21 protein-coding genes are annotated in these 21,659 nt (G+C 63.7%); 12 read left to right on the top strand and 9 right to left on the bottom strand.

Annotated elements, in window-relative coordinates:
• Window positions 1-264 precede the first annotated feature (264 nt).
• On the bottom strand, window positions 265-1,077 hold the full coding sequence (locus ABGN05_RS07765) for a tetratricopeptide repeat protein (RefSeq protein ID WP_367953443.1): 813 nt from the start codon (window positions 1,075-1,077) through the stop codon (window positions 265-267).
• A gap of 119 nt (window positions 1,078-1,196) precedes the next feature.
• Between ABGN05_RS07765 and ABGN05_RS07760 the strand changes: the two genes are divergently transcribed.
• Complete coding sequence (locus ABGN05_RS07760; protein ID WP_367953442.1) at window positions 1,197-2,567, top strand: leucyl aminopeptidase family protein; 1,371 nt, start codon at window positions 1,197-1,199, stop codon at window positions 2,565-2,567.
• An 83-nt stretch (window positions 2,568-2,650) separates the two neighbouring features.
• Window positions 2,651-3,511 carry a C40 family peptidase gene (locus ABGN05_RS07755; protein WP_367953441.1) on the top strand — a complete coding sequence of 287 codons (861 nt, stop codon included), beginning with the start codon at window positions 2,651-2,653 and terminating at the stop codon, window positions 3,509-3,511.
• Window positions 3,512-3,521: 10 nt separating this feature from the next.
• Here ABGN05_RS07755 and ABGN05_RS07750 read toward each other — a convergent pair whose 3' ends face one another.
• The 8 genes from ABGN05_RS07750 to ABGN05_RS07715 are packed head-to-tail and all read right to left on the bottom strand — an operon-like array spanning window position 3,522 to window position 12,893.
• Window positions 3,522-4,472, bottom strand: coding sequence for a 2-hydroxyacid dehydrogenase (locus ABGN05_RS07750; protein ID WP_367953440.1), 951 nt, complete (start codon window positions 4,470-4,472; stop codon window positions 3,522-3,524).
• A gap of 25 nt (window positions 4,473-4,497) precedes the next feature.
• Window positions 4,498-6,132: an ABC transporter ATP-binding protein gene (locus ABGN05_RS07745; protein WP_367953439.1), complete on the bottom strand. Its 1,635-nt coding sequence runs from the start codon at window positions 6,130-6,132 to the stop codon at window positions 4,498-4,500.
• Complete coding sequence (locus ABGN05_RS07740; RefSeq protein WP_367953438.1) at window positions 6,129-6,461, bottom strand: type II toxin-antitoxin system VapC family toxin; 333 nt, start codon at window positions 6,459-6,461, stop codon at window positions 6,129-6,131. Before ABGN05_RS07740 ends, ABGN05_RS07745 begins: the two co-directional genes overlap by 4 nt.
• 56 nt (window positions 6,462-6,517) lie before the next feature.
• Entirely contained in the window at window positions 6,518-6,766 is a 249-nt protein-coding gene (locus ABGN05_RS07735) for a type II toxin-antitoxin system VapB family antitoxin (protein ID WP_367953437.1), read from the bottom strand.
• A 49-nt stretch (window positions 6,767-6,815) separates the two neighbouring features.
• Complete coding sequence (locus ABGN05_RS07730; protein WP_367953436.1) at window positions 6,816-7,967, bottom strand: ABC transporter permease; 1,152 nt, start codon at window positions 7,965-7,967, stop codon at window positions 6,816-6,818.
• A 1-nt stretch (window position 7,968) separates the two neighbouring features.
• Entirely contained in the window at window positions 7,969-9,069 is a 1,101-nt protein-coding gene (locus ABGN05_RS07725) for a microcin C ABC transporter permease YejB (RefSeq protein WP_367953435.1), read from the bottom strand.
• 39 nt (window positions 9,070-9,108) lie between these two features.
• Window positions 9,109-10,977 carry an extracellular solute-binding protein gene (locus ABGN05_RS07720; RefSeq protein ID WP_367953434.1) on the bottom strand — a complete coding sequence of 623 codons (1,869 nt, stop codon included), beginning with the start codon at window positions 10,975-10,977 and terminating at the stop codon, window positions 9,109-9,111.
• Between the two features lie 17 nt (window positions 10,978-10,994).
• The gene (locus tag ABGN05_RS07715) at window positions 10,995-12,893 is read right to left on the bottom strand and encodes an extracellular solute-binding protein (RefSeq protein ID WP_367954335.1); all 1,899 of its coding nucleotides are present in this window, start codon (window positions 12,891-12,893) and stop codon (window positions 10,995-10,997) included.
• Between the two features lie 905 nt (window positions 12,894-13,798).
• On the opposite strand from ABGN05_RS07715, the gene ABGN05_RS07710 reads away from it, so the two are divergent.
• The 10 genes from ABGN05_RS07710 (at window position 13,799) to ABGN05_RS07665 (ending at window position 21,588) form a co-directional block, all read left to right on the top strand.
• Entirely contained in the window at window positions 13,799-14,665 is an 867-nt protein-coding gene (locus ABGN05_RS07710; protein ID WP_367953433.1) for a site-specific integrase, read from the top strand.
• Window positions 14,662-15,180, top strand: coding sequence for a hypothetical protein (locus tag ABGN05_RS07705; protein WP_367953432.1), 519 nt, complete (start codon window positions 14,662-14,664; stop codon window positions 15,178-15,180). The genes ABGN05_RS07710 and ABGN05_RS07705 overlap by 4 nt, the downstream gene beginning before the upstream one ends.
• Before the next feature lie 332 nt (window positions 15,181-15,512).
• Window positions 15,513-15,941: a hypothetical protein gene (locus ABGN05_RS07700; protein ID WP_367953431.1), complete on the top strand. Its 429-nt coding sequence runs from the start codon at window positions 15,513-15,515 to the stop codon at window positions 15,939-15,941.
• A 126-nt stretch (window positions 15,942-16,067) separates the two neighbouring features.
• Window positions 16,068-16,724, top strand: a complete 657-nt coding sequence (locus ABGN05_RS07695) for a hypothetical protein (protein ID WP_367953430.1) — start codon at window positions 16,068-16,070, stop codon at window positions 16,722-16,724.
• Complete coding sequence (locus tag ABGN05_RS07690; protein WP_367953429.1) at window positions 16,721-18,082, top strand: phage/plasmid primase, P4 family; 1,362 nt, start codon at window positions 16,721-16,723, stop codon at window positions 18,080-18,082. The genes ABGN05_RS07695 and ABGN05_RS07690 overlap by 4 nt, the downstream gene beginning before the upstream one ends.
• A gap of 329 nt (window positions 18,083-18,411) precedes the next feature.
• A complete protein-coding gene (locus ABGN05_RS07685; RefSeq protein ID WP_367953428.1) occupies window positions 18,412-18,813 on the top strand; it encodes a hypothetical protein in 402 nt (133 codons plus the stop codon).
• On the top strand, window positions 18,810-20,237 hold the full coding sequence (locus tag ABGN05_RS07680) for a terminase large subunit domain-containing protein (protein WP_367953427.1): 1,428 nt from the start codon (window positions 18,810-18,812) through the stop codon (window positions 20,235-20,237). The genes ABGN05_RS07685 and ABGN05_RS07680 overlap by 4 nt, the downstream gene beginning before the upstream one ends.
• Before the next feature lie 12 nt (window positions 20,238-20,249).
• A complete protein-coding gene (locus ABGN05_RS07675; RefSeq protein ID WP_367953426.1) occupies window positions 20,250-20,456 on the top strand; it encodes a hypothetical protein in 207 nt (68 codons plus the stop codon).
• Between the two features lie 11 nt (window positions 20,457-20,467).
• Window positions 20,468-21,217, top strand: coding sequence for a hypothetical protein (locus tag ABGN05_RS07670; protein ID WP_367953425.1), 750 nt, complete (start codon window positions 20,468-20,470; stop codon window positions 21,215-21,217).
• A gap of 236 nt (window positions 21,218-21,453) precedes the next feature.
• Window positions 21,454-21,588 carry a hypothetical protein gene (locus ABGN05_RS07665; protein WP_367953424.1) on the top strand — a complete coding sequence of 45 codons (135 nt, stop codon included), beginning with the start codon at window positions 21,454-21,456 and terminating at the stop codon, window positions 21,586-21,588.
• Window positions 21,589-21,659: the final 71 nt, after the last annotated feature.

Genomic DNA, 21,659 nt, shown 5'->3' with positions numbered 1-21,659 from the left:
GCGCCGAATTCTTTCTTGGGAAGTTGCCTTGCGGAGGTTGGTCGGCGATACCGCCTTGGCCCTCTCCGAAACGGCAAGACGATGATACGGGCCCGGTCCGAGACCTGCAGCGATGGTCGAGCCGGGGTTTCAGGAGGTGGAGTGGTTTCACGAGGCGGACGACCGGGCGCGAACCGTCGCCTTTTTGGACGCCCTCGGTGTCCGCAAGGCGCAGGCGCGCGCCTCCCCGACCCGTTCGTCAGGGGAAGCCGGCGCTGTCGGCGCTCAGTTGGTGTTCTTTTCCTCGTCCTTGATCTCGCTCCAGGCGTTCTGCTGGGCGAGCATAGAGCGGAGATAGGTCACGTTGGCCTCCGCCTGCTGGGGGGAGAGTTCCTGGCGGGCAAGCGTCTCCGCTTCCTCGAAGCGGCCTTGGAGGCCGACGACGAGGGCGAGGTTCTGGCGCACGCGACTGTCCGCGCCGGGCGCGGTCGCGGCCGCGCGCATGTGGGTCTCGGCCGACTTCAGGTCGCCTTCCAGCAGGTACGACATGCCGAGGTTGGAGAGCACGGACGGCTCGTTGGGCTTCATGTCGAGCGCGCGGCGGTAGAGCGCGCGGGCGTCGCCCTGCCGTCCGAGCTGGTCGAGGATCGCGGCCTCGGCCGAAAGAAGCCGCCAGTCCGGATACTCCGGCGTCTGCGCCCTGCGCACGGCATCCAGCGCCGGCTCGAGCTGTCCGGCGGCGGCCAGCGCCTTGCCGTAGGCGGCGAGAACGTCGCGGTCCTTCGGATGCGTGATGGCGAGCTTGCGCATTACCGCCAGAGCCTGGTCGGTGCGTCCGTCCATCTGGAGAACCGATGCATAGCGAAGCGCCACCGCCTTGTTCGCCGGATCCTTGGCATAGCTCCGCCCCAGCGTTCCCGCCGCGGTGTCGAGTTCCTGCGAAGACATCTGCGCGATCGGCTTGCCGCTATCGCGCCCGATCGACCCGGTCGTGAGTTTCGAATTGGCACAACCGGAGAGCGCTACGGCAAACACCAGGGCCATGGCCCCTGTCTGCCACGATCTGGCAGTTGCGTTCGCTCCCGTGTTGGTCAACATGCCGCCTTCTCCGCTTCGCCTCTTCGTGCCGGACGAGGCAAAGGAATATTCCGTTAACCCTAATGGTTGGTTAAGGAGGCGCAGGCCCGCGCCGTCGAAGCAACCGAGGAGCCCCCGCCATGCCCGTCGAACTGACCGCGACGAAATCCGCAACCGCTCTCCCGATCCACTTCGTCACCAAGGGACGGATCGAGGAGGCAGGGCTTGCGCCGGACGTCGTGGAATGGGCGAAGGCGAACGGCTTCACCGGCCAGCCCGGCCGCGTACTGCTCCTGCCCGGACCGCGCGGCGCGGCGGGCGCCCTCCTCGGCATATCCGCCGGGAGCGAGGGCCACGCGCCGCTGATCAGCGGCGCGCTGGGAAAGGAACTTCCCGAGGGGGATTGGCACTTCGCCGCCCAGCCGGCCGATCCCGCGCTGGCGCTGCTCGGCGCCGTTCTCGGCGGCTACAGGTTCACCCGCTATTCCGGTAAGCCGGGCAACGCAGTCCGCCTCGCGGTCCCCGAGGGGGTTGATGCCGGGCGGGTGCGCCGCATTGCCGAGGGCGTCTTCCTGGCGCGCGATCTCGTCAACACTCCGACCGGCGATCTCGGCCCCGCGCAGCTGGAAGAGGCCGTGCGCACGCTCGGAGCGGCCCACGACGCGGAAGTGCGGTCGATCATCGGCGATGCGCTGATTGCGGAAAATTTCCCGATGATCCACGCGGTCGGCCGCGCCTCCACGGAAGCACCGCGCCTGATCGATCTGCGCTGGGGCCGAGATGACGCCCCGAAGGTGACGCTGGTCGGCAAGGGCGTCTGCTTCGACACCGGCGGCCTCGACATCAAGCCCGCCAGCGGCATGCTGATCATGAAGAAGGACATGGGTGGCGCGGCCAACGTGCTCGGCCTCGCATCGATGATCATGGCCGCTCGCATGAACGTTCGGCTGCGCGTGCTGATTCCGGCCGTCGAGAACGCCATCGCGGGCAACGCCTTCCGTCCCGGCGACGTCCTGAAGAGCCGCAAGGGCCCAACCGTGGAAATCGGCAACACCGACGCGGAAGGCCGGCTGGTGCTGGCCGATGCGCTGGCGCTCGGCGACGAGGAGGAACCGGCGATCATGATCGACATGGCGACGCTCACGGGTGCCGCCCGCGTTGCCGTCGGTCCAGATCTGGCGCCGTACTACGCCAACGACGAAGGCCTCGCAGCGGCTATCGAAGAGGCGGGCCGACAGGCCGCCGACCCGGTCTGGCGCATGCCGCTCTGGGCCGCCTACGACGAGAAGCTCTCATCGAAGATCGCCGACATGAACAACGTCACGACCGACGGCTTCGCCGGCTCCATCACCGCTGCGTTGTTCCTGCAGCGCTTCGTGGAGAAGGCGAAAGCCTGGGCGCATTTCGACATCTTCGCCTGGAATCCGGCGGCGCGCCCGCATGGACCGGCGGGCGGCGAGGCCCAGGCCATCCGGGCGCTGGAGACGCTGCTGGCCAAGCGTTATTCCTGAGCCTGCGTGCCGGGGCGGTCACGAACCGCCCCTGTATCGCGCCCCTATGCGGTGATATCTTCGGCCCGCAACGGACACTTTCCATGACGATCCTCGACAAGCGACTGCATGCATTCCGCGCCGATCTCGCCGACGAACGCCTCGCCGGCCGTGTCGAGGCGGATCGATTCGTCTCGGGTGCGCCCATGCAGGTCGCGCGGCCTGTCGTCGACATGCTTGCCGCGCCCGGACCCGACGCGGGCGTCAATACGCAGCTACTTCTCGGCGCACCGGTATCCGTCTTCGACACGCGCGACGGCTTCGCCTGGGCGCAGGCGCAGGACGACGGCTATGTCGGCTATGTCGACGCGCAGGCGCTGTCATTGCCCGGCGAGGCCGCGAACCACGTCGTGTCGGCGCCGCGTACCTTTCTCTATCGCGAACCGGACATGAAGAAGCCGCGCGGCGACGCCCTGTCCATGGGCTCGCGGCTGACCGTCACCGGTCATGCGGAGACCCGCGGCACCCGCTTCGCGATCCTGCCCGATGGCCAGGCCGTGGTCGAAGCCCATATCCGACCGGTCGGCGAGCATGCCTCCGACTGGGTGGCGGTCGCCGAGACGCTGGAGCACACGCCGTATCTCTGGGGCGGGACCTCGGGTTTCGGCATCGACTGCTCCGGCCTGATCCAGCTCGCCATGCGCATGGCGGGCAGGGACGTGCTGCGCGATTCCGACATGCAGGCGGCCACGATAGGTGACGCGATCGATCCCGGTACCGATCTGGACGGGCTGCAACGCGGCGATCTGGTCTTCTGGAAAGGCCACGTCGCGATCATGACCGACGCCGAGAACATCATTCACGCCAACGGCCACACCATGCTGGTGTCGCGGGAGCCCCTCGCCCGGGCCGTCTCCCGCATCGGCTATCTCTACGGCCAGCCAACCGGCTTCCGGCGCCCCTGACCCCGAAGGTTCAGTAGCCGGCTTCGCGGTCCACCAGGTTGCGCAGCGGTTCGCCCCGGTCGAATGCGTCCATCTGGTCGAGCATCGGACCCGCAAGATGCGCTGGGTCGGACGTAGCGGCGGCGTGCGGGGTGACGAATACCTTCTCATGCACCCAGAGCGGGCTCTCGAGCGGCAGCGGCTCGGTCTCGAAGACGTCGAGGCTCGCTTCCCTGAGCATCCCCTCGTCCAGCGCGCGCGCGATGTCGGCGTCCTTCTGAAGCCTGCCGCGGCCGGCATTGATCAGCACTGCGCCGCCGATCGCGTTGTCGCGGCGCAACCTGGAAAGCAGTTCGAAGTCGATGATGCCCGTCGTCTCGGGCGTCAGCGGCAGGAGGACGACGAGGATATCCGTGCCGGCGAGAAAAGCGTCCAGTTCCCCTGCGCCCCCAAAGGTCTCGACGCCGTCCATGCGCGTGCCGGTTCGGCTCCAGCCTTTGACCGTGTAGCCGAGCGCTAGCAACACCTTCGCGGCGGCGCGCCCCAGATTGCCGAGCCCCATGATGCCGACCGAAACCGCGCCGGCCGGCGGCTGCGGCGGCTCGTGCCAGACCTTGCGCTTCTGCTGGTCGCGGTAGAGTCGTCCCTGGCGATGGTGATCCAGCACGCGCCAGCAGACATATTCGGTCATGTACTGGGTAAGATTGTCGGCCACGACGCGCACGATCGGCACCTCGGGCAGCCCCGGATCGGCAAAGAGGTGATCGACGCCGGCGCCGATCGAGAAGACCGCCTTCAGGTTCGGCAGCCTGGAAAGCACATTCGGCTTCTGCTTCCAGACGACGGCGTATTCGATCGACGGATCGGCTTCCCCTGCCGGCTCCAGCACCACCTCGCGGCGAACCGAAAGCAGTTCGTGCCAGCGCCGCGGATTGAACCCAGTCACGGACAGGAGGATGCGACCTTTATTCGGATCGGACATTTGCGAACTCGCGAATTCTTGACTCTTACTCGCTGACGACGCCAGCGGGCGCGGTAGCGATGTCGAACGCGGCTGCGATCAGCGCCTTGGTATAGTCGGTCTTCGGGCTACGGAAGATCTGTTCCGATGGTCCAGCCTCCACGATCTTGCCGTTGCGCATGACGATCACCTCGTTGGCCAGCGCACGCACCACCTTGAGGTCGTGGCTGATGAAGAGGTAGGCGAGTTGGTGCCGCTTCTGCAGGTCGCGCAGGAGGTCGACCACCTGCGCCTGCACGCTCATGTCGAGCGCCGAGGTCGGTTCGTCCAGCATGACGAACTTCGGCTTCAGCACCATGGCCCGCGCGATCGCAATGCGCTGGCGCTGTCCCCCGGAGAATTCGTGCGGGTAGCGGAAGCGGGTTGCGGGATCGAGGCCGACTTCCTTCAGCACATCGATCACCAGCGCGTCGCGCTCATCCGCCGAGAGCTTCGGCTGATGGATACGCAAGCCTTCCTCGATGATCTCGGAGACCGACATGCGCGGGCTGAGTGACCCGAACGGGTCCTGGAAGACGATCTGAAGCTCGCTCCTGAGCGGCCGCATGTGGTTGAAAGACAATGTGTCGATCTCGCGGCCGGCGAATTCGATGCGCCCCTTCGACGAGATCATGCGGCAGAGCGCCAGGCCGAGCGTCGTCTTGCCCGAACCGGATTCCCCGACCACACCCACGGTCTGGCCGGCCCGCATCGTGATGTCGATCCCGTCCACCGCTTTCACATGGTCGACCGTGCGGCGCAGGAAGCCCTGCTTGATGGGGAACCAGACCCTGATCTCCTCGCCCTTCATGACCTCGCGCGCCGAACGGTCCGTGGCGGGCGGCTCGCCTTTGGGCTCGGCGGCAAGCAGGTGGCGGGTATAGTCGTGCTGCGGGTTCTCGAAGATTTCCTTTGTCGGTCCGCTCTCCACGATCTTGCCCTTCGTCATCACGCAGACCCGATCGGCGATGCGCCGCACGATGCCGAGATCGTGGGTGATGAACAGCATCGACATGCCGTTCTTCTCCTTGAGTCCGTCGAGCAGTTCGAGGATCTGCGCCTGCACGGTCACGTCGAGCGCCGTCGTCGGCTCGTCGGCGATCAGGAGCTTCGGCTCGTTGGCGAGAGACATGGCGATCATGACGCGCTGCCGCTGGCCGCCCGACAGCTGGTGCGGATAGGCGCCGAGCCGCTTCTCCGGTTCGCGGATGCCGACCTCGTTGAGGAGTTCGATCGCGCGGTCGCGTGCCTGCCTGTCGCTCATTCCCTGGTGCAGCTTCAGCACCTCGCCGATCTGCCGCTCGATAGAGTGGAGCGGATTGAGCGAGGTCATCGGCTCCTGGAAGATCATGGTGATGTCCTTGCCGCGCACCCGCCGCAGCTCGGTGTCGTCCTTGGCAAGCAGGTCCTCGCCCTGGAACAGGACCGAGCCAGACGGATGGCTGGCGGCCGGATAGGGCAGGAGCTTCAGGACCGACAGCGCCGAGACCGATTTGCCCGAACCGGACTCGCCGACCAGCGCCACCGTCTCGCCCTTGCCGATGTCGAAGGACACGCGGTCGACCGCGAGCTGTTCCCGCCCGCCCTGCGCGAAGGCAACGGAGAGGTCGCACACGGAAAGGAGAGGAGCGTCTGTCCTCACAGTGCCGCCTCGACGTTGGTCAGCTGGAAATCCCCGCCCTTGAAGAGCAGCGGCTCGTCCCGTGCCTTTGCCAGCGCATAGGCGAAGCAGTCGCCTATGTTGAGCTTCGCCGGATGATTGCCCTTGCCGAAGCGTCGATAGGCCTCGCGTGCGAGATGGGCTTGTTCAGCATCAATCGCCGCGAGCGATATTCCAAGGCTTTCGAGCAGCGGATCGAGCTCCTGTCCCTTCGCGCTTTCTTTGAGACCATCCACGCGGATCGCCGCTTCAAGGTAATTGACCGGCGATATCAGGTGCCTTCTTGCGGGCTCAAGGAGGATATCCTCCATCGCGTCTCCGTCCGGTTCTTCCAGAAGGACAGCCAGGATTGCCGATGCATCAACGATCATTTCGGCAGACCGATTTCGTCGTAGAGGTCGGAATGATCGCTGGTCAGACCCGGCGGCGTCGGCCCCGAACGCCTGATGATCTCCTTCACGCGCGCCTTCCGTTCCTCGTAGCTGGCATCCTTGCGAAGCCGCTGGAGTTCGCCGTCCAGCGCCTGCTCGATTGCATCGGTCAGCGACTTGCCGGTCTGCTCCGCCAGCTGGCGCGCAAGCTGCTCGATCCGTTCGCTCTCGATGTTCATGCCCATGACGCTCTCCATATTTGAAGACCGCTCGACTTATACCATGCCCGCCCGCTCACCTGAACGTCTTCCGCGGATCGAACGCGTCGCGCGTCGCCTCGCCGATGAAGATCAGCAGCGACAGCATCAGCGAGATCACGATGAAGCCGGACAGGCCGAGCCACGGCGCGTTGAGGTTCTGCTGCCCCTGCTTGAGGAGCTCACCAAGGGATGGCGATCCAGGCGGCAGGCCGAAGCCGAGGAAGTCGAGCGAGGTCAAGGTCGTGATCGACCCGTTCAGGATGAAGGGCAGGAAGGTCAGCGTCGCCACCATGGCGTTGGGCAGCAGATGCCGGAACATGATGGTGCGGTTGGACACTCCCAGCGCCCGCGCGGCGTTCACGTATTCGAAGTTGCGCGCGCGCAGGAACTCCGCCCGCACCACGCCGACGAAACCGACCCAGGAGAACAAAAGCATGATGCCGAGCAGGATGAAGAAGCCCGGCGGCAGCACCGCCGCGATGATGAGCAGCAAATAGAGCACCGGGATGGACGACCAGATCTCGATGAAGCGCTGGAACAGCAGGTCCGTCCAGCCGCCGAAATAGCCCTGGACTGCGCCGGCCGACACCCCGATGACGGCCGACGCCAGCGTCAGCGCGAGCCCGAAGAGGATCGATATGCGGAAGCCATAGATGACGCGGGCGAGCACGTCGCGCGTCTGGTCGTCGGTGCCGAGCCAGTTCCAGTTGCCGATCGTGCAGCTCGGATCGTCCACTCCCATCGGATAGCGCTGACACCGCGTCTCGCGGTCGTAGAGCCAGGAGGGCTTGGCCGGTGCGGCCTCCGGGATCTCGTTGTTGACGGTGCGGTAGGAATAGCGGATCGGCGGCCAGATCAGCCAGCCGTTCGCCTCGATCTCCTCGTGGATCACAGGGTCGCGATAGTCGGTGATGGCGAGGAAGCCGCCGAACTTCTCCTCCGGATAGTCGACCAGCACGGGAAATAGGATCTCGCCATTGTAGGAGGCGATGATCGGCTTGTCGTTGGCGATGAATTCGGCAAACAGCGACAGAACGAACAGGACGAGGAAGATCCACAGCGACCAGTAGCCGCGCCGGTTGGCCTTGAAGTTCTGCCAGCGCCGCTTGTTGAGCGGCGACAGCCAGGGGCGCTGCACGCGCTCGCGAACCGTCTCCACCTCGCCTTTGGTGATGACCTCCGACATCTCAGACCTCGCGCCGCTCGAAGTCGATGCGCGGATCGATCCAGGTGTAGGTCAGGTCAGAAATGAGGCTGACGACGAGGCCGATCAGCGAGAAGATGTAGAGGTTGGCGAAGACGACCGGATAGTCGCGGTCGAGCACCGAGCGGTAGCCGAGCAGGCCGAGCCCGTCGAGCGAGAAGATGTTCTCAATCAGCAGCGACCCGGTGAAGAAGGCCGAGATGAAGGCGCCCGGGAATCCGGCGATGATGATGAGCATGGCGTTGCGGAACACGTGGCGGTAAAGCACCTGCCGCTCGGACAGGCCTTTCGCGCGTGCCGTGATGACGTACTGCTTGCGGATCTCCTCCAGGAAGGAGTTCTTGGTCAGGAGCGTCGTCGTGGCGAAGGCCGACAGCACCATTGCGGTCAGCGGCAGCGTCAGGTGCCAGAAATAGTCTAGGACCTTGCCCCCGAGCGACAGCTCGTCCCAGTTCTCCGACGTCAGCCCGCGCAGCGGGAAGAAGTCCCAGAAGGACCCGCCCGCGAAGAGCACCATCAGGAGGATGGCGAAGAGGAAGCCGGGAATGGCGTAGGCGACGATGACGACTCCGCTGGTCCACACGTCGAAAGTCGATCCGTCCTTCACCGCCTTGCGGATGCCGAGCGGTATGGAGATCGCGTAGGAGATCAGTGTCAGCCAGAGCCCGAGCGAGATCGAGACCGGCATCTTCTCGATGATGAGGTCGAGCACGGAGATGTCGCGGAAGAAGCTCTCGCCGAAATCGAAGCGGGCATAGTCCCACAGCATGTTGAAGAAACGCTCGAGCGGCGGCTTGTCGAAACCGAACTGCACTTCGAGCTGGCGGATGAACTCCGGGTCGAGGCCCTGCGCCCCGCGATACTGGCTGGTCGCGTCGCCCCCCGCGTCGAAGCTCTGGCCTCCCGTGTCCCCTCCGCCGCCGGATATGCGGTCGGTGGCGTCGCCGCCCTGGCCGGTGACGCGGGCGATGACCTGCTCCACCGGGCCCCCCGGCGCGAACTGGATGACGGTGAACGAAATCGCCATGATCCCGAACAGCGTCGGGATCATCAGGAGCAGACGCCTCAGGATGTAGGCGCCCATCAGCCGCGGCCTCCCCGGCCCGTCTTCCCCATGCTGCCCCTATGCCTTGCCAATGGCCCTCGCCTTGTCCTCGTCGATCCACCACAACGCCTCGACGGGGAACCCGTAGTCGGGCTTCGGTTCCCTGAAGCCGAACATGTCCCAGAAGGCGGCGCGGTGATTCGCCGCGTACCAGTTTGGAATCCAGTCCCGCCGCGCGCGCAAGACCCGGTCGAGCACGCGCATCGCGACGGTGAAGGAATCCCGGTCCTCGGCGCGCTCGATGATGGCGATCAGCTCGTCCACCGCGGGATCGGACGTCCCCGGCAGGTTGCGCGAGCCGGGCAGGTTCGCCGAGCGCGAATGGAAGTAGTTGGAGAGTTCGTCGCCGGTCGGCGTGGCGGTGAAGGACGCCGCCATCGAGATCATGTCGTAGTCGAACTCAAGCTGGCGCGCCTGGTACTGGGTGGCATCCACCAGCCGGATCGTGGCGTCGATGCCGATCGCGCGCATGTTCTCCACGAAGGGTGACGCGACGCGCACGAAGACCTCGTCCTGCACAAGCAATTCCAGCGCCAGTGTCTCGCCGGCGGCGTTGCGCAGGAAATCGCCCTCGCGCTTCCATCCGGCCTCGCCGGCAAGCTTCGCCGCCTGCCTGAGCAGCGAGCGGTCGCGGCCTGTTCCATCCGAAACAGGCTGCGTCACCGGTTCGCCGAACGCTTCTTCCGGTATGCGTCCCCGGAAGCGCTCCAGGAGCGCGAGCTCGGCCTCGCCGGGCACGCCTTCGGCCTTGTAGAGCGATTGCTCGAAGCAGGACTGGGAGCGTTCGTAGGAACCGTAGAAGAGGTTGCGGCGCGTCCACTCGAAATCGAAGCAGAGCCCGATCGCCTCGCGCACGCGCGGATCGGCCAAACGCGGGCGGCGCCGGTTGAGAGCCCACGCCTGCATGGACGGCCTCAGCTCGCTCGGGAATTCGCGCTTCACCACCTTGCCTTCGGTGAGCGCCGGAAAGTCGTACCCGGTCGCCCAGACGCGCGAGGTGAACTCCTGCCGATAGAGGATGTTGCCCTTCTTGAAAGCCTCGAACGCCGCCTGCCTGTCGCGGTAGAACTCGATCCGGATGCGGTCGAAATGGTAGAGCCCGCGGTTCGCGGGCAGGTCGCGTCCCCAATAATCCTCGACCCGGTCGTATTCGATGGTCTGCCCCGGCCGGACCAGCCCGACCTTGTACGGTCCGGAGCCGAGCGGGGCGAGGATCTGCGAGCCGTCGAAGGGATGCGCCTCGAACCAGGTTTTCGAGACGATCGGATAGGAAGCGACGCTGAGCACCATCCGGTCCGACTGGTTGCCGGAAAAGACCAGGCGCAGGATGGCGTCGTCGATGGCCACCGCTTCCTTCATCTCGAACAGAGGCAGCTGCAGGCTCGGATGGCCCTTCTCCTTGAAGATGTTGAAGCTGAAGGCGGCGTCCTGCGCGGTCACCTGCGAGCCGTCGTGGAACCGCGCCTCGGGGCGCAGCCTGAACTCGAAGGTATTGCGGTCCTGCGAAAGCGTCACGCTCTCGGCCAGCAGCCCGTAGACCGCGTCCGGCTCGTCGATCGCGCGCGTCATCAGGCTGTCGAAGCACATCTCCATGCGCGGGGGCGCATCGCCGCGCGGCACGAAGGTGTTGAGCGTGTTGAAGGTCAGGACGTTCTGGTTGAAGGCCCAGTTCGGCGGCGAGAAGTTGAAGGTGCCGCCCTTTGGCGCCTCCGGGTTGGCATAGTCGAAATGCGTGAACCCCGGCTGGTACTTCAGTGCGCCGAAGGCCGACAGCCCGTGCAGCGGCTCTCCCGTCGGAACGCCGGCGAAGCCCCGCCGTCCCAGAATCGGCGACAGCATCGCGGCGCCGGAAAGGGCCAGGAATTCGCGGCGCGCCAATCCGTTCATGGTCGTTGCCCCAAAGATCAGTTCTGGCTCCGGTACTTGGCCGCGAGCGCGGCCTCTTTCTCGCGGTCGATCCACCAGGAGAAGGTGTCGATGCCGAGATATTCGGGCTGCTTCTCGGGGATGCCGAACTTGTTCCAATACGCATAGCGCATCGTCGGCTGGAAGTACTGCGGCACCGCGTAGTAGTTCCACAGGAGCACGCGGTCGAGCGCGCGGGTCGCCGCCACCAGTTCCTCGCGGCCTGCCGCCAGGATGATCCTGTCGACAAGCGCGTCGACGACCTCGTCCTTGATCCCGGCCATGTTGCGCGAGCCGGGCGTGTCGGCGGCATGCGAGCTCCAGAAGTCGCGCTGTTCGTTGCCGGGCGACATCGACTGGTCGAAGCGGGCGGTGGCGGCGTCGAAGTCGAACGACTGGTAGCGCTGGATGTACTGCGACGTGTCGACGATCCTCAGCGTCGCGTCGATGCCGAGCTTGCGCAGGTTGGCGATGAGGCCGCCGGCGATGATCTCCGACGTCGGCGAGGCGCCGAGGAATTCTATCGCGAACTGTTCGCCCGTCTCTTCGCTGACCATCTTGCCGCCGCGGATCACCCAGCCCGCCTCGGCGAAGAGCTTGACTGCCTCGCGCAGATGCTGGCGCTCCGCCTGCGGCGTGTCGTTGACCGGCAGCGCGAATTCCTCGGTGAAGAGCTCCGGCGGAAGTTTGTCCCGGAACGGTTCGAGCAACTCCAGTTCCAGGCCTTCGGGAACGCCGGTGGCTGCGAGTTCGGAGTTCTCGAAATAGCTGCCGAAGCGTTCGTTGAGACCGAAGAACTGGGTGCGGTTCTGGTCCTCGAAATTGTAGGCCAGCGTCAGCGCCTCACGCACGCGCCGGTCCTGGAAGCGCGGCTTGCGCATGTTGAAGACGAAGGCCTGCATGCCCTGGATGGTGCCGGATTCGAACTCGCGCTTGATGACGTCGCCGGCCTGCACGGCCGGAAAGTCGTATTCGGACGACCAGCGGCGGGTGCTGACCTCGCGGCGAACGTCCTCGATGCCGCCCTTCTTAAAGGCGAGGAATTCGGCATTGTCGTCGAGGAAATAGGTGTAGGTCAGCCGGTCGAAATTGTTGCGCCCGACATTGACGGGAAGATCGGCGCCCCAGTAGTCCTCGACGCGCTTCCACGTGATGCGCGCCCCCGGATCGAAGCTCTCGACCCGGTAGGCGCCCGACCCTAGCGGCGCCTCGAGCGTCGGTTGGCTGACGTCGCGTTTCTTGCCCGAAGCGTCCTCGCCCTCGAACCAGTGTTTAGGGAGCACGGCGAGGTCGCCCATGATGTGCGGCAATTCGCGGTTGCCCTTCTGGTCGAAGGTGAACTCGACCTCGCGCTCCGAAAGTGCCACCGCGTCGGTCACGTTGGCATAGTAGCGGTTGTAGGCGGGGCTGATCTCGGTCAGCTTCTCGAACGACCACACGACGTCCTCGGCCGTGATCGGCTCGCCGTCGTGCCAGCGCGCCCGCGGATCGATCCGGTAGGTGGCCGAGGAATAATCGTCAGTATATTTGTACGCTTCCGCGATCAGGGGATGGCTGGTGCCGGGTTCGTCGGGCGACTGCTGCATCAGCGTGTCCCACAGGAGTCCGCCGAACTCGGTGAAGCCCGCCGCCGGGGTGCCCCGCACGATGAAGGGATTGAAGCTGTCGAAGGTGCCGTAGGCGGCCGAACTCAGCGTCCCGCCCTTCGGCGCGTCGGGGTTCACGTAGTCGTAGTGGGCGAAGTCGTCACCATACTTGGATTCGCCGATCAGCGACGTGGTCCTGTGCCATTCGCCGTCCTGTGCCTTGGTGTCCTGGGCCCTGGCCGCATGTCCGGCGGGGAGCGCGACGAGCGCGGCGGCGGCGAGCGAGGTCGCGAGCGTCTTGCGAAAAGCCATTCCGATGATCACCAGCTGGAGACTCCTTCGTGAGAACTTAGGCCACGCGGCGAGTGGGGAAACCCCAACGGCCGTTCAAGCCGACGTTAACAAAAAAAGCCGGGCGGAACCCGACGAAAGTGGGGCATTCGGATTACTTTTTCGTCACGTCGGTTGAACACGTTATCCGTCGCTAGAGCGCGCTAAACGTCAGTTAAGTATCTAATATCATTAGGCAATCGCCGATTTTCAGACTTCCCTCGACAGGTGCGGAGGCGCTATATTGCTCGGGAGGCGACGCTAACAGTCGCTCCGAAAAGGTGTCTAACCCGGTGCCTAGAAATCCGAGAGGAGTTCCCCAAATGCCGAGTATCGAGTTCTCGCGGGTCAAGGAGATCGTTGGCCTAAAGCTGTCCACTGATGGAGGTTTCTATGAGGCCTCCGACGCAAACAAGGAAACGAAGGCTCTTCGCGTCCGGGTGTCGGCCACTTCGAAGGTTTTCTACATGACCGCTCGATGGCAGAAGGGCGCATCGTCCGCCACGTCGCGCGCGCTAGGCGTTTTCACCGAGGAAGCGCGCGAGGAGCGCGACGAAAACGGCGACAAGGTGTATCTGACGCTCGCCGAAGCGCGCGAGAAAGTCCGGGAGTGGGATAGGCTCCGGCGCGGAGGTGTGGATCCGGCCGCGAGAAGGGCTGCGGAGCGTGCGGAAAGGGAGCGCGCAGTCCGGGAGACTGCGGCCGCAGCCGAAGCCGCTAGGGCCGGCGTTTTCCGGGCCGTAGTCGAAGCCTACCTCGTGAGCCCGGACTTCCGGAATCAGCGTCGCGCCGAGAAATCGGAAAAGGCCATCCGACGCGAGCTTCTGGACCCGAAGCGAAACAAGTGGGTCGATCGCCAGATATCCGAGATCGATGATGAGGATGTGGTGGCGCTCATCGTCGCGATCCGTGACCGTAAGCTGGCCTACACCACTGGTCGCGCGAAGGACGGCGCTCCGGCTGTCGCGGTCAACACCTTCGATCATCTGCGTGCGATTTTCGTATGGGCGATGCGGCCGGAGCGGCGCAAGTCATTCGGGCTCAGGTTCGATCCGATCGCCCACCTTCGCATCAAGGATTTCGGCATCAAGCGGAAGGTACGGCAGACAGTTCTGTCCCCGGAGGAAATTCGTGCGTATTGGCTCGCGGCCGGAAAGATGGGGTATCCATGGGGCAGTCTCTTCCGGCTGCTCATGACGACCGGCCAGCGGTTGAACGAGATCGCTTGCGCGTCCTGGCCGGAGTTCGACCTGGCCGAGAAGTTGCTCGTCATCCCGCCCGAACGGTTCAAGAGCAACGCCACCCATCCGATTCCATTGTCTGACCTCGCTATGGAGATCGTGTCCGACCTGCCGCGCGGTCCGGCCGGACCTTTCGTCTTTTCGGTGAAGCAAGGGCGCACTCCCGCAACCGCCATGGGCGCGAAGAAGAAGGAGTTGGACGCGCTTATGCTGGTTGAGTTGCGGAAGATCGCCCGCGAGCGGGGTGAGCCGGAACCGGAGAACGTTCGGCACTTCGTCTTGCACGACCTCCGGCGCGTGGTCCGGTCGAACTTGTCCGCATTGCGCGTCCCGGATGTTGTCGCCGAACTGACGATCGGTCATGGGAAAAAGGGTTTGGCGCGCGTGTACGACCAACACGCTTATCTGCCGGAAATGCGCGACGCGCTTCAAGCTTGGGCGGATCGGCTGCGGACGATCGTCAACCCACCGTCCGGAACGAACGTCGTGCTGATGAGGAAGGCTGTCGGATGAGCAAGGAACAGGTGGCCGCTGTAAGGCGGCTTCTTCCATCTGAGATTGATCCGAAGCAGGTGGAAGAAATGGTCGGACGCTTTAACCACTACAACGGTTCCTACCAGTTCCACCGGGTGAGAAAGAAGGACAAGGCGCTGGCCGGTAACGTTCGCAGGACCACTGATCGGTTGATTGCGCTCATTTTCAAGGGCGAGCTCACACCCTTTAAAGCGAAATTGGCGACGCGCTATCCTCCCGTAACGCGCAATGCCCTTGAGAGTTTGAGTGAATTCGCTCTGTCTATCGAAACAGAAGCGCTGGCGAATACACCCAGTGAAGGCACCGGAAACGTTGATCGAACGGATCGCCGGTTAGCCATCTATTTTGCCAAGCAGTTGCTTGACCTCAGCCCACCCCCAAAAATCACCATCGCTCTCATCGCTCGTGTCGCGGCTTCGTTGAATGGCGAGATCGATGATGAGACGAACTATCGCCCGCTGGTTGCTAAAGCGATGAAACATGGAGCGATTTAGTTCCGGATAATCGAGCCGACTTCCTCTCTAGTTCAATCGCTAGCGCGCGTCGGCGCTCGCGATCGAACGAAGGAGAGCGACATGGAAGCGATCGAGAATTCGGCTTCTGAGACGTCCCGGCCAGTCCTCGCGCCGGGTCCGATGGACGATATCCCCACAATCACCCGTGACGATCTGCCGAGGCTTGGCTGTCCTTGGAAGAATACGCAGCTTCGCGCCCTGATCAAAACTGGGGAATTCCCCGCACCCTATCGTCCATCTAAACGGGTCCGCCTCTGGTCACCGCGCCAAATCCGGGAATTCTTGGAGAGCCGGAAGGCGCGGAGGGTCGCATGAGCCGGCAAACTATAATCGAAGGCTTTGCGGTCGTCATGCTGCTGCGGGACGGTTCCGTGCCGCTTTCCAGCAAGCGGTTCAACGCTGGTCAGTACCGACAGACGTTTCTCGAAGCCGAGCACAAGCTCATGGATGAGGCGCTCGGGTTTGGAAACAAGGTGCGGCCCAAAGCGACCCGCGAGCGGCTCGCAGTCGCCCATTTTACGAAGTCCGGTCGGAAGGACGCGACGCCTTTCGTGGATAAGCTCTTCCCCTCGCCGATCGTCGGCCTGTCGCCGAAGGAAATCGAGGCGAAGCGAGCCGAGACATGGGAGCGGGTTGTCGAAAGTCGGTCGGCTCCCTCGCGCGCGCGCCCGATCGCGTCAGCGTCCGATGTTGAAATCCCACAAAGAAGACCGCCCGGACTGGATGATCCGGGCGGCTGAGCGGGCGGGTATTCCAAAAAGGTGAACCCTTGCGGCGGTTCGGAGGCAAATATAGCTGGGTTTCGAGGCCCAGTCTAGCACCGAAACCTGCCGCGGACATGAAAATCCGGGGAAAGCGGCGGGGATATGCATTACCTCCAGAGAAATCACTTTGGTTCCTACAATATAGATGATGCCGAAAGACCGCGTTGGACAAAAAGAACGTTGGCCACTGGTGAATTCGACTTCGAAGACGAGGCAGGCAGACTGCTCTTCCAGGTTCGAAAGGGCGTGAACGAACTTGGCGAAAAGGTCTTCATGGTCCGAAGGCCCAACTTGCTGAACTTCTCGGATCGCTTGGAACCGGAGGACAAGCGGGACTGGTACCACGATATGAGGGGCGTCCGCCGCGTGCTCTTCAACTTGCCTGCCCTTGTCGATCCTACGCGGCGCGATGAAGTGGTCTGGATCGCCGAAGGCGAAAAGGACGCCATGTCGCTGATCCGGCGCGGCCTTATCGCCACGACGAACTTCGGTGGGGCGGGCAAATGGGCGGATGAGTATTCGGACACACTGACCGGCCGCGACTGCGTGATCTTGCCGGACAATGATCCGCGTGGATGGGAACACGCCGACATGGTCTGGCGGTCTCTGCGCCGCACCGCTGTCCGTGTGCGGGTGCTGAAGCTCCCGAACCTGCCTCCGAAGGGCGATGTCAGCGACTGGCTCGATCTGGGCGGCACCGTGGAAGAGCTACGGCGGCTGGCGGACACGGCGTCGATCGAAGTTCGGAGGGCGTCGTGACCGACCGCGATTTCAGTGACGACATCCTCGATCCGGATGAGGCCCTTGTCCCTCCGCAGTCAGACGAGAAAATGGCTATCCTTTTTGCCACCGAGTACCGCCGCGACCTCCGATATGTGGCCGCTTGGAACCGCTGGTATCAATGGCGGGAGCATGTCTGGCATCCGGACGACACGCTGGCGGCCTTCGACCTTGCCCGGAAGATCGTGCGCCGCGAGGCGAACCAGATCAATGGCGGAAATGCCCAGACGCGAGCGAAGGAAGCCAAGGCGCTCGCCTCAGCCAGGACCGTCGCGGCGACCGTCACCCTTGCGAAGGCCGATCGTCGGCTTGCCGCGACGATCGATCAGTGGGATGCCGATCCGATGCGGCTGAATACGCCGGGTGGCGTCGTGGACCTCACCACCGGATCGCTTCTTCCCCATCGACGCGAGGACTACATGACCAAGGTCACGGCGGCTGTGCCCGGTGGCGAATGTCCGCGCTGGCTCGCCTTCCTCGACCACGTCATGGCTGGCGACAAGGAGTTGGTGGCGTATCTTCGCCGCGTATGTGGGTACATGCTCACCGGCAAGACGACTGAGCACGCGTTGTTTTTCCTCTATGGCCACGGTGGCAACGGTAAGGGTGTCTTCGTCGGCACGATCGCCGGTATCCTGAACGACTACCACCGCGCCGCACCGATCACGACCTTCACCGAGGTGGCCACGGATCAGCACCCCACCGAACTGGCAGGACTGGTCGGCGCGCGAGCGGTGACCGCTGCCGAGACCGAGCAAGGTCGGCGGTGGGCGGAAGCCAAGATCAAGTCGCTTACAGGTGGCGACCGGATATCTGCCCGCTTCATGCGGCAGGATTTTTTCGAGTTCACCCCTGCCTTCAAGCTCATGATCTCCGGGAATCACAAGCCGGGATTGCGCTCTGTGGATGACGCTATCCGTCGCCGGTTCAACCTGATCCCGTTTGCGGTCAAGATTTCGGATGCGGAGAAAGACCCAGACCTGTCTGAGAAATTGAAGGCGGAATGGCCGGGCATCTTGCAGTGGATGATAGAGGGATGCCTTGAGTGGCAACGGATCGGCTTGCAGTCGCCGAAGGCAGTGATGGAGGCGACCGACGATTACCTGGCCTCTGAGGACGCTGTTGGCCTCTGGATCGGGGAATGCTGCGGTCTTGCGAAGGACGCAGAAGACGGCGCGACTGAGCTCTACAAGGACTGGTCGAAGTGGGCCGAAAACAACGGGGAGCGGCCGGGTTCGCAGAAGCAGTTCGGTCAGAGGCTTGAGGATCGCGGGTTGGAGCGGTTCAGGAATGCCAGAGGGCGGACGGGGTATCGCGGCATCGTCCGGAGGATATGAAGAGGAGACCTCCGAAGGATACGAAGGCAGCCCCCCTTATCGGCGTATAGACCCGCGCGCGCCTAGGACGTCGATATAGGAGCTTGCCTTCGTATCCTTCGGAGGTGGCCTTCTCAGGCCTCTTTTCCCAGCCCAAGGCAAACGCCACTTCGCCGCTCTTTTCCTGCCGCGACCCTTCCCAGTTCCCGCGAAAGAAAGCCGGTCTCTAACCGGTTTCTCGTCCTCCAGATTTCCCTTATAATTCAGCTACTTGGCGCGATCGATCGAGCGCGAGTTCGATCCTAGACACCGGGTTTAGACACCTTCTAGCGCTGAAAAGGCTGAAAGAATTGAGCGAGGATAGAACCTCCACACACGATCCGAAGAGCAAGGGCCGGAGCGCGGTCAGCAATGGAACTGCCCTTTTCCTTGAAGCGGACGGCCGGTCCTCTTGGGCGAAGCGGTTCCGCGATCTGGTCGCCGGGCACATCTCCGATCTGGGCGGCAGCGACTGCCTCTCGGAAGGTCAGCGCGCGCTCATCCGACGCGGCGCGGCTCTCGGCACCGAACTGGAACGGATGGAGGGTCGCCTTGCCGAAGGCTTGCCGGTGGATCTCGACCTCTATGGCAGGCTGGCCGCTCATCAGCGCCGTATCCTCGAAAGCATCGGCCTAGTGCGCAAGGCGAAGGACGTGTCTCCACCAGACCTCAAGACGTACCTCGCAGCCAAGCGGAAGGCAGCGGTATCGTGACCACGATCGATGAAGCCCTTTCCGATCGCCTCCTCCTAGGCGCAGCTCTCGACCGCGACCTCTCGTCATGGGCGACGTGGCGCGTCGTGCTCCGCGCAGCCTTCGGGCTCCCTCTGCACACAGACGAAGAGTTCGACACGTTGGAAGCCCTCGCCGGTCCCCGGCGCTCTCCTCCTACCGCTCGCGTCTCGGAACTGTGGGCTATCGCCGGACGCCGTAGCGGCAAGAGCCGCGTGGCGGCGCTCATCGCTTCCTACATCGCGGCCTTCGAAGACCACTCCGGCAAACTGGCACCCGGCGAAGTCGGGTATGTCTTGATCCTCTCGCCCACCCGCGACCAGTCGAAGGTGATCGCCTCCTACGTGCAGGCCTTCTTCGCCTCCTCGCCGGTTCTCCGGCAACTCGTCATGGAGGCCAATTCCGAGGAAATCCGGCTACAGGGCAACATCGTCATCGCGATCCATCCGAACTCGTTCAGGACGGTTCGCGGCCGGACGCTGATCGCCTGCATCTTCGATGAATCAGCCTTCTGGCGCGATGAGTCATCCGCGCTCCCGGACTTGGAGACCTATCGAGCCGTCACCCCGGCACTCGCGACGACAGGCGGGCTCCTCGTGGGGATCAGCTCACCATATCGGAAGGTCGGCCTTCTCCACGCGCGTCACCGCGACTTCTACAACACGGACGCTCCCGATGTCCTCGTGATCCAAGGCGCTACCGCCACCCTCAATCCCCTCATCGACCGGCGCATCATCGACCGGGCGAAGAAGGATGATGCCGAAGCGGCGAGCGCGGAATGGGACGGCAATTTCCGCACCGACATTTCGGCACTTCTCGATGACTACATGATCGACGACGCGATCGATCTTGTCCGGCCGGTCGATCTGCCGCGTTCCCGACATCACCGATACTTCGCGTTCACGGACGCCAGCGCCGGCAAGCACGACTCCTTCACTCTCGCGATCGGCCATCTGGAAAACGAATATGAGGAGAACGAACACTTCGTCCTGGACGTTCTCCGCGCGACCCGGCCACCTTTCGATCCGGCCATTGTCGCGGGCGAATATGCCGCTCTAGCGCGCTTCTATGGGGTCAGCCATCTCACTGGCGACGCTTACGCGGGCAATTGGGTCAGTGAGGCGTTCAACAAGGCAGGCGTCCGCTACCACACGTCCCGCCTGAACAAGTCGCAGCTGTATCTCGAAGCCGTCCAGCACTTCGCCCGACGCGCCATCACGATCCCGAATTATGCACCTCTCATACGCGAGCTTCGGCTCCTTGAGCGGCGTGTCTCTCGCTCCGGCCGCGACAGCGTCGATCATCCTCAGAATGGCTCCGACGACATGGCCAATGCGCTGGTCGGGTGCCTCTACCAATCCACGCTCAACCGGCCGGTACCGGCGCGCATGCTCTATGGACGATGAAAGGAATGCCACATGACCGAAGACGACGATCTTCCCCCGCCGCCTGAACCGCAGAGCGAATCATCGCTGTTCGCGCCGCTTACAGCAGGCGGACGCGATCCCGTTCGTGACGAATACCTCCGCCGCGTCGGCCACATGGCCGGGACGCAGCCGATGACGAAGCAGGAAATCTCTCTCCCGGGCATGATGCGCATCGCGCCGCCTTGGAAAATCGGCTGAAAGGACTTCTCATGACCCGCATCACCGTTACCCGGCCGCCGCTTCTGAACTCCCGGATCGCGAGGGACAACCTCCTTCCGAACGGCATCGACAGTCAGCCAGAACGGAGCGAACTCGACAGCGTCTTCTCGGCCATCGATAAGCTGCGGGACATTTGGGACGGGTTGTCTGCTGTCCGATCGGCGAACAATCCGCTCAAGACGCCGCAAGCCCAAGCGCTAGAATACAAAGTTGCATTCGAGAAGGCAGCGAAGGTCGCCACCGGCGAGGTTCGGCGCGCCGCCGACGCTCTCATGTCGGCTCGCGAGAAGGCGCAGCACGACGCTCTTGGTCGCGCCGGACTGAAGGCCACCTTCACCAATAAGGCCGCGCTACAAGGCGTCCTTCGAACCATGTCCAAGGCGAAGCGGGACGAGACGCTGATGACGGCGATCGCGTCCGGCGACCATGAGGTCATGGCGGCGATCCACGACGCCCACCCGCTCCTGATCGGCGATACGACAGTTCCCCTCGCCACGCTCATCCAGCAGTTTGTCGAACAACAGGCACCCGACGAAGCCGCGAAGGTGTCGAAAATCAACGCCGCGCTCGAACACCTCGAACTCACCTACCAGCAGTTCTCCCGATCGGCCGACAAGCTGAGAGATAAGCAAGCTGAAGTCGACGGCGAGGCCGGAAGCCGCGCGGCGAAGGAGGCCGAAGCTAAGTTGGGATTGGCGTTGCAAGACACCGCGCCACTCGCTCTGGAGCCGACCACCTAACGCGATCCGACGTTGTCCACAGGTTTCTGGGTCGTCTGGGCGCGCACGAACCTGCACGATCCCGCACGAATGCGCACCAACCTGCATGAAGTCGCACCAACCGACGCGAGCTGCGCAGGAGAGCACTTCGTGGTATCCAACCGTTCCTGTTTGACGCCTCCCGCGGAAAGTGCCAACAAAAGAAATCGGCCCGAAAGAACCGTCTCCAAAAGATTTTTTAAATGGAGACCTATGTCATGGCCGAACCTTCCCCCAAGTCCCGCCGCAAACTCATCGCTGTTTTTTGGGTGTGTCTGATCGACATCGTGGCGCTATTTGCGGATGTGAGCACGATTTCCGACTGGATCGGCCGGTCAGGCTGGTTCCTCTGAGCCGGTCAGTCGTGCTTCACTGTCTTGCGCTCTCGGACCGTATGTTCACGAAGCGCGGCAGAGGAGGCCGA

Origin of the sequence: Aquibium pacificum, from assembly GCF_040839445.1 — a bacterium.
Taxonomy (GTDB): Bacteria; Pseudomonadota; Alphaproteobacteria; order Rhizobiales; family Rhizobiaceae; genus Aquibium; species Aquibium pacificus.
Note: the sequence above shows the minus strand (reverse complement) of the source record. Positions and strands in the feature narration are given on the sequence as shown.